At 35.4% G+C, this 13806-nt stretch carries 11 protein-coding genes; 4 read left to right on the top strand and 7 right to left on the bottom strand.

The features are described 5' to 3' along the window. Positions 1-26: 26 nt before the first annotated feature. The 6 genes from KEM10_RS05540 to KEM10_RS05515 form a co-directional block, all read right to left on the bottom strand. Positions 27-788, bottom strand: a complete 762-nt coding sequence (locus KEM10_RS05540; RefSeq protein ID WP_212214519.1) for a tetratricopeptide repeat protein — start codon at positions 786-788, stop codon at positions 27-29. A gap of 24 nt (positions 789-812) precedes the next feature. Further along, positions 813-1868, bottom strand: coding sequence for a vWA domain-containing protein (locus KEM10_RS05535; protein ID WP_244825567.1), 1056 nt, complete (start codon positions 1866-1868; stop codon positions 813-815). A gap of 25 nt (positions 1869-1893) precedes the next feature. Then, positions 1894-2886: a vWA domain-containing protein gene (locus KEM10_RS05530; protein ID WP_212214516.1), complete on the bottom strand. Its 993-nt coding sequence runs from the start codon at positions 2884-2886 to the stop codon at positions 1894-1896. Between the two features lie 11 nt (positions 2887-2897). Continuing rightward, the gene (locus KEM10_RS05525; RefSeq protein WP_212214513.1) at positions 2898-3944 is read right to left on the bottom strand and encodes a hypothetical protein; all 1047 of its coding nucleotides are present in this window, start codon (positions 3942-3944) and stop codon (positions 2898-2900) included. Beyond that, entirely contained in the window at positions 3944-4810 is an 867-nt protein-coding gene (locus KEM10_RS05520) for a DUF58 domain-containing protein (protein ID WP_212214509.1), read from the bottom strand. The genes KEM10_RS05525 and KEM10_RS05520 overlap by 1 nt, the downstream gene beginning before the upstream one ends. 124 nt (positions 4811-4934) lie before the next feature. Further along, positions 4935-5930 carry an AAA family ATPase gene (locus KEM10_RS05515; protein WP_212214506.1) on the bottom strand — a complete coding sequence of 332 codons (996 nt, stop codon included), beginning with the start codon at positions 5928-5930 and terminating at the stop codon, positions 4935-4937. 363 nt (positions 5931-6293) lie between these two features. Between KEM10_RS05515 and KEM10_RS05510 the strand changes: the two genes are divergently transcribed. Both KEM10_RS05510 and KEM10_RS05505 read left to right on the top strand, forming a co-directional pair. Beyond that, complete coding sequence (locus KEM10_RS05510) at positions 6294-7148, top strand: histidinol-phosphatase (RefSeq protein WP_212214503.1); 855 nt, start codon at positions 6294-6296, stop codon at positions 7146-7148. A 25-nt stretch (positions 7149-7173) separates the two neighbouring features. Beyond that, entirely contained in the window at positions 7174-7368 is a 195-nt protein-coding gene (locus KEM10_RS05505) for a (2Fe-2S)-binding protein (protein ID WP_212214500.1), read from the top strand. Positions 7369-7446: 78 nt separating this feature from the next. Here the strand turns inward: KEM10_RS05505 and KEM10_RS05500 are convergent, their stop codons facing one another. Continuing rightward, positions 7447-8655, bottom strand: a complete 1209-nt coding sequence (locus KEM10_RS05500) for an S-adenosylmethionine:tRNA ribosyltransferase-isomerase (protein WP_212214497.1) — start codon at positions 8653-8655, stop codon at positions 7447-7449. A gap of 272 nt (positions 8656-8927) precedes the next feature. Here KEM10_RS05500 and KEM10_RS05495 point away from each other — a divergent pair, with 272 nt between their 5' ends. Then, a complete protein-coding gene (locus tag KEM10_RS05495) occupies positions 8928-9944 on the top strand; it encodes a DUF2027 domain-containing protein (RefSeq protein WP_212214494.1) in 1017 nt (338 codons plus the stop codon). A 378-nt stretch (positions 9945-10322) separates the two neighbouring features. Next, positions 10323-13805 (top strand): sensor histidine kinase, encoded by a 3483-nt coding sequence (locus tag KEM10_RS05490; protein WP_212214491.1) that lies wholly within the window; start codon positions 10323-10325, stop codon positions 13803-13805. The last annotated feature ends 1 nt before the right edge of the window (position 13806 follow it).

Raw genomic sequence — 13806 nt, 5'->3', positions numbered from 1 at the left:
ATTTCTTTTGTGCAAAAATAGTACTTCTACCAGTTTTTCTCAGTATTTGTTTGCTGAGCTGCCTTTGCTTTTTCTAATTTCTTACGTAAAGCATCCTCATCTTGCTGAATAGCATTCAACAAGCGTTGCGCATCTTCTTTCGACATTTGTTCTTGCGGCTGCTGTTGTTGCTGCTGTTTTTGTTTCTGCTGTTGATCTTGCTGATCTTGATTTTGATCCTGATTCTGCTGTTGATCTTGATTTTGCTGGTCCTGGTTCTGCTGCTGATCCTGGTTTTGATCTTGATTTTGGTCCTGTTCCTGATCCTTATTTTGATCTTGCTGATCTTGATTCTGGTCTTGGTTTTGATCTTGGTTTTGTTGATCATCCAGCATTTTTTGTGCCGCAATCAGATTATATCGTGTATCATTATCCAGTGGATTGTTACGCAATGCATTTTTATAGGCACCTATGGCTTCTTCAATTTTTTGTGTTGCCATATACGTATTACCAATGTTATGATATAATTCCGATAAGCGTTTTGGATCTTTCTCAGTACCTGCCAATGCTTGATACTGGTTTAACGCTTCATCGTACTTCTCTTGTTTAAATAGAGCATCTCCCAGGTTAAACTGACCTTCGTATGAGGCCTGTTTTTTGTCCAAAGCCTTGCGATACTCAATCTCCGATTCCAGATAATTCTCATTATTAAACTCTGCATTACCGCTACGAATAAGTTTTCTTTCTTGCTGTGCCTGAAGGGTAGCAAAAGAAAGTACCAGTAATATTGTAACTATAAAATATCTCATGTCTTTATCGTTATTGAAGATACATCAGTTTTCTTTGTTCTCTTTCTTCACCTCAAAAATATTGATGTGTTTCAATTTTCTGTTTTTGCGTTCCAAGATCAAAAATTCACCAATTACTAATAATAAAACAAAGCCTACAAACCATTGAAACTGGTCTTCGTAATCAGCATATACTTTTGCTTCAAACTCTGTTTTCTCTAATCCTCCCAACTCATCCATCAGGTTATTAATGCCATTGCGGATGTTGTTAGCAGGAATATAAGCTCCGTTACCTGTGATGGCTACCTGTTGCAAAGTAGCTTCATCTAATTTGGTGATAACTACGTTACCGTCTTTATCTTTCATAAAGTCGTTACTGCGTCCGTTGTTCGACGGGATAGGAGCACCTTTGGGTAATCCCATTCCTACGGTATACACCTTAATGCCTTTTTCAGCTGCCGCTGCTGCCGCTGCCACCGGATCATCTTCGTGGTTTTCACCATCGGTAATAACTATAATGGCACGGTTTACATTTTCGTCCGATGTAAATGATTGGATGCCTTTGTTGATAGCTGATCCAATTGCTGTACCTTGTTTTGAAACAGCATCGGTAGTAATGGTATTTAAAAACATTTTAGCCGATGCATAATCGGTGGTGATGGGCAATTGTACATACGAATCACCGGCAAATACAATAAAACCAACACGGTCGTTTTGTAATTTATCCACTAATCTTGAAATGGCTCTTTTAGATCTGTCCAAACGATTAGGTTGAATGTCTTCAGCCATCATACTATTTGAAACGTCAAGAGCAATCATTAATTCGATTCCTTTACGTTTTACTGTTTGAAGTTTGGAACCGAATTGAGGTCCTGCAATGGCAAAGATTAAAACAATTAATGCCAATAACAGAAAGTAGAACTTAATACCCGGACGCTTGAAGCTGACATTAGGCATTAAATCTTCTAAAAGTTCCATGTTTCCAAACTCTTCTAATGCTTTTTTACGTCGGTTGGTCAGCAATAAATGTATAAAGGCCAACACGGGTATCAGTACCAAAAGATAAAGAAATATGGGATGTTCAAACCGAAATATATCCATTTTTAATTCTTTAATTCATTAACAATTAAGGCAGATTACGGAAAACTGTATTGCGAAGGAATACCTCCAGTAGAAGGAATAAGCCAGCCAAAAGGGCAAACAGCAAATATTCTTCTTTGCGTTTAGTGTATTCTTTAACTTCTATACGCGTTTTCTCCATTTTGTCAATCTCGGCGTATATTTCTTTCAACTTCTCTTTGTTAGTTGCTCTGAAATATTGCCCACCTGTCATATCTGCTATATCCTGCAGAAGTTCTTCATCAATTTTAACTTCTACGTTCTGATATTTGGTTCCAAAAACCGTTTGCATAGGCATAGGTGCCATTCCTATGGTTCCAACACCTACTGTATATACACGAACACCAAATGTTTTTGCAATTTCGGCGGCGGTACGAGGAGCAATTTCTCCCCGGTTATTTTCACCATCCGACAAGAGTATGATCACCTTACTTTTGGCGTCACTGTCTTTAATACGCTGAACGGCGGTTGCCAGCCCCATGCCAATAGCCGTACCATCTTCCAACATACCAAATGTAATATCCTGCATTAGGTTATGTAGTACGGTATGATCGGTTGTTAAGGGACATTGGGTAAAACTTTCAGCAGCATAAATTACCATCCCTATTTTATCATTGGGTCTTCCCTTGATAAAATCAGTTGCTACATCTTTGGCTGCTTCCAAACGATTGGGTTTGAAGTCTTCAGCCATCATACTTCCCGAAATATCTAAGGCCATCATAATATCAATACCTTCAGTAATTTCGTTCCGGAAACTATTGCTCGATTGTGGACGAGCCAAAACAACAATTAATAAAATGATAGTGAGCATGCGGAAAGCAAACAGTGAATGGCGGAAATACACCTTTTTAGAGATTGGGGCCTTTGCAAATGCTTTGATACTTGATATTTGCAACGAGGCTTGCAATCCTTTTTGTTTCCATACATACCACGCTATATAAATTGGCACTATTAGCAGTAACCAGAAAAAATAGGGATGTAAAAATGTTATATCACTCATGATCCTGTTTTCTATTTATTAGTTACAGCTTCTTCGTTCTCTTCCTCTTCCTTCTGCAACATGGCTTCTTTCTCTTCTTCCAGCGACTTAACTTCTTCTCTTTTTGTTTGATTGATGAAGAAGTATGCATTAATCATATTTAAGTCGTTTTCATCAGGTAAAGGTTCGTACTTTGCAAATTTTACCAAATCGGCTGTTTTTAATATGGTATTCAGTTTCTCCAACGATTTTTTATCGATATCTTCAATTTCTTTGAATGAATCCAGTATCTCGTCGGAAGTTTGTTCCATGGTACTGAACTCATACCGATCTTCAATATAATGGCGTAAAGTATCTGTAACTCTCGAATAATAAGATTTTACCAAGTTACGTTGCCATAACTTTTCCTCCTTGATCTTATCCAACTCCTTAATGGCGATTTCATGCGGTGGTAATTGAGGCTCTTCTTTTTTGAAGATATTGGTTGGTACTTTTTTACCTGTCAGCTTCATTACTACAAGTGTGATGATTCCACCCAATACTATTATACCTAAAAACCATGGCCAGAATTTTAATAACTCCGAAATATGAAAAGGAGTATTCAAAGGCATTTTAATATCGGTAATACCTTTTTGAGGATCTACTTCTTCAAACGGATTTACCACCATTAACGAAAGATGATTGGTTTCGATCTTCTGTCCGAGCTTTTGACTAGCTTCCTCAAAAACAATAGGAGGAATGTAATGTAAACCACTATCGAAAGAAGTAATTGTAAAAGTCTGCTGAAGAAGCAAACGCTGATTCTCACGACTCAGTGTGTCTAGTTTACTGGCTTTTACAATTTCAATCTCTTTGATGATGGTGTCAGTCAACAGGGGGAAATCAACTTCCATATCGGCTGGTTGACTCATTTGTAATCGCAAATCAATCTGACCTCCAATAAAAATCAAAGTCGAATCCATTTCGGCTGATACCGTAATATTCTGAGCATTGTTAGTTTGAACAAAAGCTGTCAATCCAATTACCGCCAGTAGTATTCGGTATTTAATATTGAAAAATGTCAATTTAGCATTAACCATTATATTCTCTTTTTAAATAAAGCAATCAGTGCTTTAACATAGTCCTCGTCGGTTCTTACTGAAACATTGTCAACACCACATTTACTAAATAATGTTTTGGTTGATGCATCTGTATCGCGCCACCACTTAGAGTAGGCATCTCTAACCGCTCTGTTTGATGTATCGGCCCATTGATATTGGCCCGATTCAGCATCTTTTAGTTTAATTAAACCAATCGATGGAATTTCGGTTTCGCGTTTATCGTAAACTTTTAACGCCACTACATCGTGTTTTTGATTAGCAATTTTCAGAGCATCTTCAAAATTCTCATCCATAAAATCGGAGATGATAAATGCCGTACAACGTTTTTTAATGGCGTTGGTAAGGTATTTCAGTGCTTCTGATAAATTGGTTTCGCGATGTTCGGGAGTAAACGAAATCAGTTCACGAATAATATGCAGAATGTGCTTACGGCCTTTTTTAGGAGGGATGAACTTTTCAATTCGATCACTAAAAAAAACCACACCAATCTTATCGTTATTTTGAATAGCTGAAAAGGCTAAAACAGCAGCCATTTCGGTTATCACATTCTTTTTGTATTTATATGAAGTACCAAACTCGCGCGAACCCGAAACGTCAATCATCAATAGTACAGTTAACTCTCTTTCTTCTTCAAAAACCTTGATATAAGGGTGATTGAAACGAGCGGTAACATTCCAGTCGATATTTCTAATGTCGTCGCCATACTGATATTCGCGCACCTCACTAAAAGTCATACCACGACCTTTAAACGCCGAGTGGTACTCTCCGGCAAATATATTGCTGGATAAACCGCGCGTCTTTATCTCTATCTGACGAACTTTTTTTATGATATCCGTTGCTTCCAAGTTTCTTTTTTTTAACTGCTAGCCGCTAGCTGATAGCTATTAGCCAGGTAGGTTGTTGAAAATAAGCTATTACATAAATAGTCATTTGAGCTAGTAGCCAGAAGCTAGTAGCTAATGGCTAAACCTACGGTACTTCAACCTGGTTAAGGATTTCGCTGATAATCTCCACAGAAGTAATATTATTGGCTTCCGCTTCGTACGATAATCCTATACGGTGACGCATTACATCGTGACAAACAGCACGTACATCCTCTGGAATTACATAACCGCGACGTTTGATGAATGCATATGCTTTAGCAGCCATTGATAAGCTGATACTTGCACGAGGAGAGGCTCCGTAAGAGATCATATCTTTGAATTTCTCCATTCCGTATTGTTCAGGGAAACGAGTCGCAAAAATAATATCAACAATATATTTCTCGATCTTCTCGTCCATATATACTTCTTTCACCACGTTACGCGCACGGATGATGTCCTCTGGTTTAAGTATTGATGATGCAGTTGGGAATGTTTTCGCCAGATTATGACGAATAATCATTTGCTCTTCCTCTTTTTTAGGATAATCCAAAACAAGTTTCAGCATAAAACGGTCAACCTGAGCTTCAGGAAGTGGATAGGTACCTTCTTGTTCAATTGGGTTTTGAGTTGCCATTACCAGGAAAGGTTCCTCTAGCTTGAAAGTATTTTCACCGATGGTAACCTGACGTTCCTGCATTGCTTCTAGCAAGGCACTTTGTACTTTTGCAGGGGCACGGTTAATCTCATCGGCCAATACAAAGTTGGTGAAGATAGGACCTTGTTTTACAATGAATTCTTCTTTCTTCTGACTGTAAATCATTGTACCTAGTAAATCGGCAGGTAACAAGTCGGGTGTAAACTGTATACGAGAGAATTTAGCATCAACAATGGTTGCCAAAGTGTTGATGGCTAATGTTTTTGCCAATCCAGGAACACCTTCTAGCAAAATGTGCCCGTCGGACAATAAACCAATCAATAAACCTTCAACCAGGTGTTTCTGACCAACAATAACTTTGTTCATTTCAATGGTTAGCATGTCAACAAACGAACTCTCTTGTTGTATCTTCTCATTGATAGCTCTTATATCTACGTTTTGATCCATGATAAAATGGTTTTATTCTTAATTTTTTATTAATGTATGCTTCTTTTTGCGTTCTTCTTCAAAATAACAATATGTCAAGTGATTTCAGTATTCGAAAGTCGTTAAAATTTGTTAATATCAGAGGACTTTAACCTATTGTTAACGATTCTTATTTTTAGTGATACTGTTGGATTTTAACTTTTCAAACGTTCGAATTCGAACAAAAGTACTAGGTTTTTAAGATAGTTCACATAAAAAGTGATTTATAAATAATTAGTTTGAGATTGATTCAGGCTCTTAATTGGTCCTTTAAGGAAATATTAACACTTTTGTTGCGAATACTACTGTCACCTAATTATCCTTAGAAATTCAATAAAGTACCAAATGAAATATTTTAGTTTTCATACTCATTCTCATTTTTGTGATGGAAAAGCACATATGTCAGAAGTATGCAAAAAAGCAGCAGAACTTGGATTAAGCGCATTGGGCTTTTCCAGTCATGCCCCGGTTCCTTTTTCAACAAAATGGGCGATGAAGTTTGAAGATGCTATAGAATACCGAAAAGCTATTGCTCATTACAAGGATGAATATAAAAATCAGTTGGACATTTATGCAGCATTAGAAGCTGATTATATTCCATTGGGTAAATCAATTAACTATGATATATGGCGTCAAATGCTCGAACTCGATTATATTATTGGTTCGGTTCATTTAGTAATGAATCCAGAATTTCCTGATGATTTGTGGTTTTTAGACGGGCCATCGGAGAATTATGAAATAGGCATTAATGAGTGTTTTGGAGGAGATGTAAAAAAAGCTGTCAGGCAGTATTATCATCAGATACAGGAAATGGTAAGAACTCAGAAGCCGGATGTAATTGCTCATATGGATAAGGTGATAATGAATAATAAAGGGCGTTTTTTTAGGGAAGAGGATAAGTGGTATCAGGAATTGGTGGAGCAGACGCTACAGGTAATTGCCGATAGTAATACCATTATAGAGGTTAATACGAGAGGTATTTATCGAGGTAAGTATCATACTTTTTTTCCCAACGAGAAAATTATCAAACGATGTGTAGAATTGGATATTCCATTAACCATTTCGGTAGATGCTCATCATCCGGATGAGTTGAAGAAGGAGTTTGACCATGCAGTTAATGTTATAAAAGATCAGGGTGGTAATTCAATTTTGTATTTTAATCAAGGGCAGTGGGAACAATTACCAATTGATGGTGTTTAATAGCAAACTAAATAATTTAAGGCCAATGTTTGAAGAAAATGATTTTGTATGTCGCCATATGCGCATGACTAAAGCTGAAATAATTAAGGTAATCCGCGAAAAAAATATTACCTCGTTTGATGATTTACAGGATGAAACAGATGTGGCTACTATTTGTGGAAGCTGTGTGGCTGATATTGAGGAAATTCTGGAAGAAGAAATTGCGAAGCGAGACGCTTAAATATCCAATAACTACTAGCTTCTAGTAAACTTGCTAATAAAAAAGCTAATTACTAGAAGCTAATAGCTGGTAGCTTTATTAATCAATCATCAACAATGAGCTATCTCCATAACTCAAAAAGCGAAAATCATTATCGAGAGCGTATTGATATATATCTTTCCACTTCTGACCAACAATAGCACTTATTAATAGTAGTAAGGTACTTTGTGGTTGATGAAAGTTGGTTACCAAACCGTTAATCATTTTAAATTGATAGCCAGTTACAATAATAATTGATGTACGACCCGACAAGGTGTTGATTTTGTTATCGGTCATAAAACCCAGTAGGGCTTTTAATGCCTCAATACGACTATAAGTATTTTTTAGATTGTATGGATCCCATTGTTGTACACCTTTATCAATTGGAAGTTTTTCTAGAATTCTTACTCCATACCAATATAAACTTTCCAATGTGCGTACCGAAGTGGTTCCCACAGCAATAGTTGGGTTCGCATTATTAATAAGTGTTGTTAAGGACTGTTGAGTAATAACAAAATGCTCGGTATGCATGTCATGTTCGGCAATCTTCTCTGATTTTACCGGTTTGAAGGTGCCGGCTCCCACATGCAAAGTAATATTTAGCAACTTATGACCTTCATCCTGAAGATTGCTCAATATTTCATTAGTAAAATGTAAACCAGCAGTAGGGGCCGCTACTGAACCTTTGTGTTCGGAATATACGGTTTGGTATCGATCCAGATCAATCTCTTCTGTTTCACGATTTAAGTATGGAGGGATAGGGGTTAGACCAATGTTTTCGATGATCTCAGCAAAAGAATAAATAGAATTATCCCAGCTAAATACGATCGAATAGGCATCAGTGAGTTGTTCGCCTTTTTCAACAGTTATATTTATTTCTTCTCCATCAATGCTGATGGTCTTGGTTAAAGGATCGTTTTTCCATTTACGAGCGTTGCCCACTATGCATTTCCAGGTAGTTGTTTCACGACTATCGAATGCCATTTGTACTTCAATCGGACTAAGTGGCTCTAAACAAAAAATTTCAATTTCGGCGCCAGTAGCTTTCTTAAACTTTAGTCTGGCCTGAATAACTTTGGTGTTATTAAAAACCAACATAGCGTTGTCTGGCAATACCGATTTGATATTTGGAAATTGCTTCTGATTTATTGTGCCATTCCTGAAAACTAACAGTTTTGATAAATCACGGTTTTTAAGTGGGTATTTGGCAATGCGTTCATCAGGAAGGTTATAAGTGAATTCTTCAATAGCAATATCCGGCTTAATCATTTTTTCTTGTTTTTGAGGCCGCAAATTTAGTTAACTTTATGCGATTTTTAGAAACGATAATTGTAAAATACAGAGAATTGACTTTGAAATAAATACAACATCATCAAATTACTTAGATAAAAGTAATATTTAGTGTTTTTTGAAATTTAACAGAGAATCATCTTTCAATGAAACCAAAAGCCTCCGGGGCTTGAACGATATAAGTTAAGTTACAGTGGAAAGATTATTATTGTGAATTGTTTCAAATGTTCTCTCTCATTAAAAAATAGATCATGAAAGTAAAAGCAGGAGATATAGTACGTTTTTTAAATATTAGTGGAGGAGGAACAGTTTCTCGAGTAGAAGGCAAGCTGGCTTTTGTGGAGGATGAAGATGGTTTTGAAGTACCTGTAATGGTAAATGAGTTGGTGGTAATAAAAGACGAAAAGCCTTCAACACCGCAAGCTTCAGAACAAAGCGAGGAAGAAGTGGAAGAAGAATCCTATGAATATACCGAAGAGGAAGGTGGAGATGATGATCCAAAGTTTTACGTGGCTTTTCTTCCGGGAGAGAAGAAAGGAGTTGAATCGGGGCATTTGAGAATTCAATTGGTTAATGATAGTAATTACTTTGCCTATTACACCATTTCGAAGAAACAAAAAGACGAAACTTTGGAATTGCAATTCAATGGTTTAATTGAACCTAATACTAAGATAAGTCTGGATAAAAGGACGGTATTACAGCTTGATGATCGTATCTGGAAAGTATCCATCTTGATGTTTAAGAAAGGGAAAGCTTATAAAGAGTTACCAGCTGTTTCAACAGAGATAAAGATTAAAGCGGCTCGCTTTTTCAAAGAGAATAGCTTTGCAGATAACGATTATTATCACGAAAAAGCAGTGCTGTTACCTGTTATAAAAGGCGATTTTGAGAAAAAGTTAGAGCAATTAACTCAGAATGAGGTTGATCAGGTGCTTCGCGAAAAGGAGGCAAAACCAGTGCGAAAAAAATATGCCAAAAGAGATGAACCCGGTATTCTGGAAGTGGATTTGCATATTGATGAGTTGATTGATACGACAGCTGGATTGAGTAAAGGTGAGATATTGAATATACAAGTTGATAAGTTCAAGCAGGTTATGAAGGATAATGCTAAGTTTAAAGGTAAAAAGTTGGTGTTTATTCATGGTGTTGGAACAGGAACTTTAAAGAATGAAATTCGTCGTTTATTGGAGCGACAGTATAAACAACATAACTATCAGGATGCTTCTTTCCGTGAGTACGGCTATGGAGCCACCATGGTAATTATATAAAAGAACCCTAATAATAGGAGTTTTATTGAATTATGGATAAGTAATTAACGTACTTATCCATTTTTTGTATACTGCTAATTATGGAAAGTTATAGGAAATATTGTCGGATTTATTGTTGATGATTTATAATCTGCAAGCCTTTTCGTAGAAGGAATAATGGTAGTAGGTGAGTTTATTTACGCAGGGCCAGAATTAGCTGTTGTTAAATAAGAAACGATTAAAATACCTATTAACTTTATGATTGTTAAATCATACGTAGTGTATAGAATACTCTCTTTGCATTTTAGATTAATGGAAATATTTGATTATTTACATGTTTTACTTTAAACTTATATAGGATTTTGCTAGTTTTATTTAATCCTGTAACAGTTTTAGTTTATGAAAATCAATCCGGCTATTGTTTTATACAAACACTATTTCCTTTGTGTATTGGTGCTCTTGTATGCCGGAATAAGTAAGTTACATGCTAACGAATTTAATAATAGTATACATCAGCAATGGCACTTTAATCATTTATCAGCAGATGATGGTCTTTCAAATAACTATGTAAAAGCTATTAATCAGGATAAGTACGGATACATTTGGATTGCCACAACATTTGGGTTAAATAGGTTTAACGGATTAACTATTGATTGTTTTTATCATTCCGAAACAGATTCAACTTCTTTGGTTTCCAATTATATTTCTTCTCTTTTTATCGATTCAGATCAAACTCTTTGGATTGGAACGGATAAAGGACTTCAGCGCTTTAATTATCGATTACAGAATTTTATTTCGGAAACAATTCCTGACGGTCAAACAAAGCGTGAAGTATTTTGTGTTGCAGAGGATCATGATAAACAATTATTGGTTGGAACATCCAGCGGGCTGTATGCGAGGTCGTCTGATTCGAAAAAATTTCATAAAATTGAATTGAAGGATCATGGACTTCCCAATGATTCTATTTATCGTTTGCTTGTTGATGAAAATAATAATCTCTGGATTACTACCTATCAGACAGGATTATATTATTATAACAGACAAAAAAACATAATTACAGCTTATACACATCAAGCGTTGGATACAAATAGTTTGCCTGATGACTGGATTCATTATTTATATTTAGATAGAAATAATAATTTATGGATTGGAACATATAATACAGGATTTTGCCGGTTTAATAAGGTAGATAGCACTTTTACCCACTTCTTGATTGATCCCCAAGAGGAGTTTACAAAGCGTATTCGTACAATTTTTGAAGATAATAAAGGTCAGATGTATTTAGGTAGCCGGCGAGGCTTGTTTCTTTTTGATAAGGAATCTGGAATTTCAGAATTGTATGCTTTAGATGATCATGCTATCTCAAAATTAAGCCAAAACTCTGTCACTTGCAGTTTTGTTGATAAATATCAGAATGTTTGGTTGGGAACCCATTCAGGAGGAGTTACCTACTTTAATACACTACAAAATAAATTTAATCATATTAAATATGTAAAGAATGATTCTCGCTTTTTAAATACATTACTAGTTCATTGTTTTGCTAAATCCGGAAACAGGCTTTACATAGGGACTGAAAATGGAATTAATGTATTTGATAAAGAAAAAAAGAGATTTACGTATTGGCAAAATGATTTTTCAGATCCATTATCACTAAGTTATGATGATGTAAAAGATATTGCTATTGAATCGAAGGATTCGATATGGGTAGCAACTAACCGGGGAGGTTTGAATTTGTTAGATAGCAAAGGACGTTTAATAAAGCTTTACAAACACGTCTCAAATGATCCTAACTCATTGCCTTCTGATAAGATTTACAATGTGTTCATTGATTCCAGCAATACTTTATGGGTTGTATCTAATGAGGATTGGGATAGATCGAAATCGGTAGTCAGTAGATTTGATAGGGAAACCGGAAAGTTTATTCACTATCAAAGACCTTTCTTTATGGGGGTTGCTGAGTCTCCTTCCGGAGATTTATATGTTGGTGGATATTATGGCTTTTACCTATACGATAAGGCATCGGATAATTTCATCTCTTTTAATAGTGATACAAGTATATTTAGAACCGATGCTTTGTATATCGATTCAGAAAAGAATGTTTGGGTGGGAAGCTATAAAGGCTTAACGAAGTATGATGTTGATAAAAGGAAGTTTATCGATGTTTCAAAAGAGCTTAATCTCGGTGTTAAAGAAATTTATGGTATTACTGGGAATAAGAATACATTATGGGTTTCGTCAAATAATGGATTAATAAGATTGAAGGATATTAATCATCTTTCAGAAGATAAGGTGAGTATATTTATTGCTGAAGACGGTTTGCAAAGTCGTGATTTCAATTATAATGCCTGCTATCAGGATAGTAATGGTTATTGCTATTTTGGTGGTGATAATGGTTTTAATGTTTTCCATTCAGATAGTATATTATCCAATCCTTATCCACCAGAAATTTATTTAGCTTCAATTAATGTTGAAGGAAAAAAAGTTGTGTCTGGTTCTAAAATTTACGGTAGGATAGTGTTAAATCAATCTGTATATGAAACAAAAAATATTGATTTAAGCTATCGGGTACGTTCTTTTACATTGTTTTTTAATGTATTGCATTTTGCCAATGCCAAATCAAACCGGTATAAATATAAGTTCGATGGGAATAAGGATTGGAATTATGCCGACGCCACTAATAATTACATCACTTTTTGGAACCTTAAACCCGGATCACATAATTTAACAGTGTACGGTGTTAATTCTGATGGGAAAGAAAGTTTGCAACCTATTGATTTAACAATTACTGTGCATCCTCCGTTTTGGTATAGTACATGGTTCATAATTGTTGCTATTATATTCATTGCTCTGATGGTACTATTGTTAATCTATTTAAAAAATAGAAGGCTAATTCAGAAAAAGAATAAATTAGAAAAAGTAGTTGCCATAAAAACTAAGGAACTAATGTTGCGAAACGAGGAACTTAGCAAGCAAAAGGAGGAGATTGAAGAGCAAAAAGAAGAAATAATTAATCAAAGAGATGTCATTTTCGAGAATAATAAATTATTGGAGAAATATGCTAATGATTTAGAAAGAAGTGTAGCAGAGAGAACTGCTGAGCTCAATAAAGCAAAAGTTAAAGCAGAGGAAAGTGATCGATTAAAAACTTCTTTTCTTAAAAATATAAGTCACGAAGTACGTACTCCACTAAATGCAATTATGGGCTTTATTAATGTAATCGGTGATGATTTAACCAATCCTGATAATCGAAAATTCTTTGAGGTAATTAAATCAAGCGGATATACGTTAATGAAGACTGTTGAAGATGTAATTGATTACGCTAAAATTGAAACAGATGCCATCAATGTATTTATTGAAAAAACATCCATTGAACAAATATTGAATGAGCTATTTGAATATTACCAGGTTGAAATATCCCGAAATAATGTTGAATACAATCAAACAGTTGAGTTGAAAATTGAGCATCTTGTTGATGGTTTTAGCGATCATACCTTTACCGATAGAGATCGGTTGAAGCAAATATTGGATAACCTGCTCAATAATGCGGTTAAATTTACCCATCAGGGCCAAATTATTTTTGGTGTATCCTATTCATCAAGTTGGCATGTTGGTTTTTATGTGAAGGATACGGGTATTGGTATTGAAAAAGTGGATCAGGATAAAATTTTTGATCGGTTTCGAAAAATTGAAGAAAAATCACAAAACCTATACAGAGGTGGTGGATTAGGTTTAGCTATATCAAAATACCTTGTTGAATTATTGGGAGGAACTATAGAGGTTGAGTCTGTTGTAAATGAGGGGAGTACTTTTAGCTTTACAGTTAAAAATTTACATCGGATAAACAATAAGCAGAATTCTTTGTATTCAAAATCAGGCAAGTAGA

It is taken from the genome of Carboxylicivirga linearis (assembly GCF_018271995.1).
Lineage (GTDB): Bacteria > Bacteroidota > Bacteroidia > Bacteroidales > Marinilabiliaceae > Carboxylicivirga > Carboxylicivirga linearis.
Note: the sequence above shows the minus strand (reverse complement) of the source record. Positions and strands in the feature narration are given on the sequence as shown.

Excerpts from the sequence above, each read along its gene's own strand:
- KEM10_RS05540 (WP_212214519.1), bottom strand. The coding sequence starts at position 788 with ATGAGATATTTTATAGTTACAATATTACTGGTACTTTCTTTTGCTACC.
- KEM10_RS05490 (WP_212214491.1), top strand. The coding sequence starts at position 10,323 with ATGAAAATCAATCCGGCTATTGTTTTATACAAACACTATTTCCTTTGT.
- KEM10_RS05505 (WP_212214500.1), top strand. The coding sequence starts at position 7,174 with ATGTTTGAAGAAAATGATTTTGTATGTCGCCATATGCGCATGACTAAA.
- KEM10_RS05500 (WP_212214497.1), bottom strand. The coding sequence starts at position 8,655 with ATGATTAAGCCGGATATTGCTATTGAAGAATTCACTTATAACCTTCCT.
- KEM10_RS05525 (WP_212214513.1), bottom strand. The coding sequence starts at position 3,944 with ATGGTTAATGCTAAATTGACATTTTTCAATATTAAATACCGAATACTA.
- KEM10_RS05495 (WP_212214494.1), top strand. The coding sequence starts at position 8,928 with ATGAAAGTAAAAGCAGGAGATATAGTACGTTTTTTAAATATTAGTGGA.
- KEM10_RS05535 (WP_244825567.1), bottom strand. The coding sequence starts at position 1,868 with ATGGATATATTTCGGTTTGAACATCCCATATTTCTTTATCTTTTGGTA.
- KEM10_RS05530 (WP_212214516.1), bottom strand. The coding sequence starts at position 2,886 with ATGAGTGATATAACATTTTTACATCCCTATTTTTTCTGGTTACTGCTA.
- KEM10_RS05510 (WP_212214503.1), top strand. The coding sequence starts at position 6,294 with ATGAAATATTTTAGTTTTCATACTCATTCTCATTTTTGTGATGGAAAA.
- KEM10_RS05515 (WP_212214506.1), bottom strand. The coding sequence starts at position 5,930 with ATGGATCAAAACGTAGATATAAGAGCTATCAATGAGAAGATACAACAA.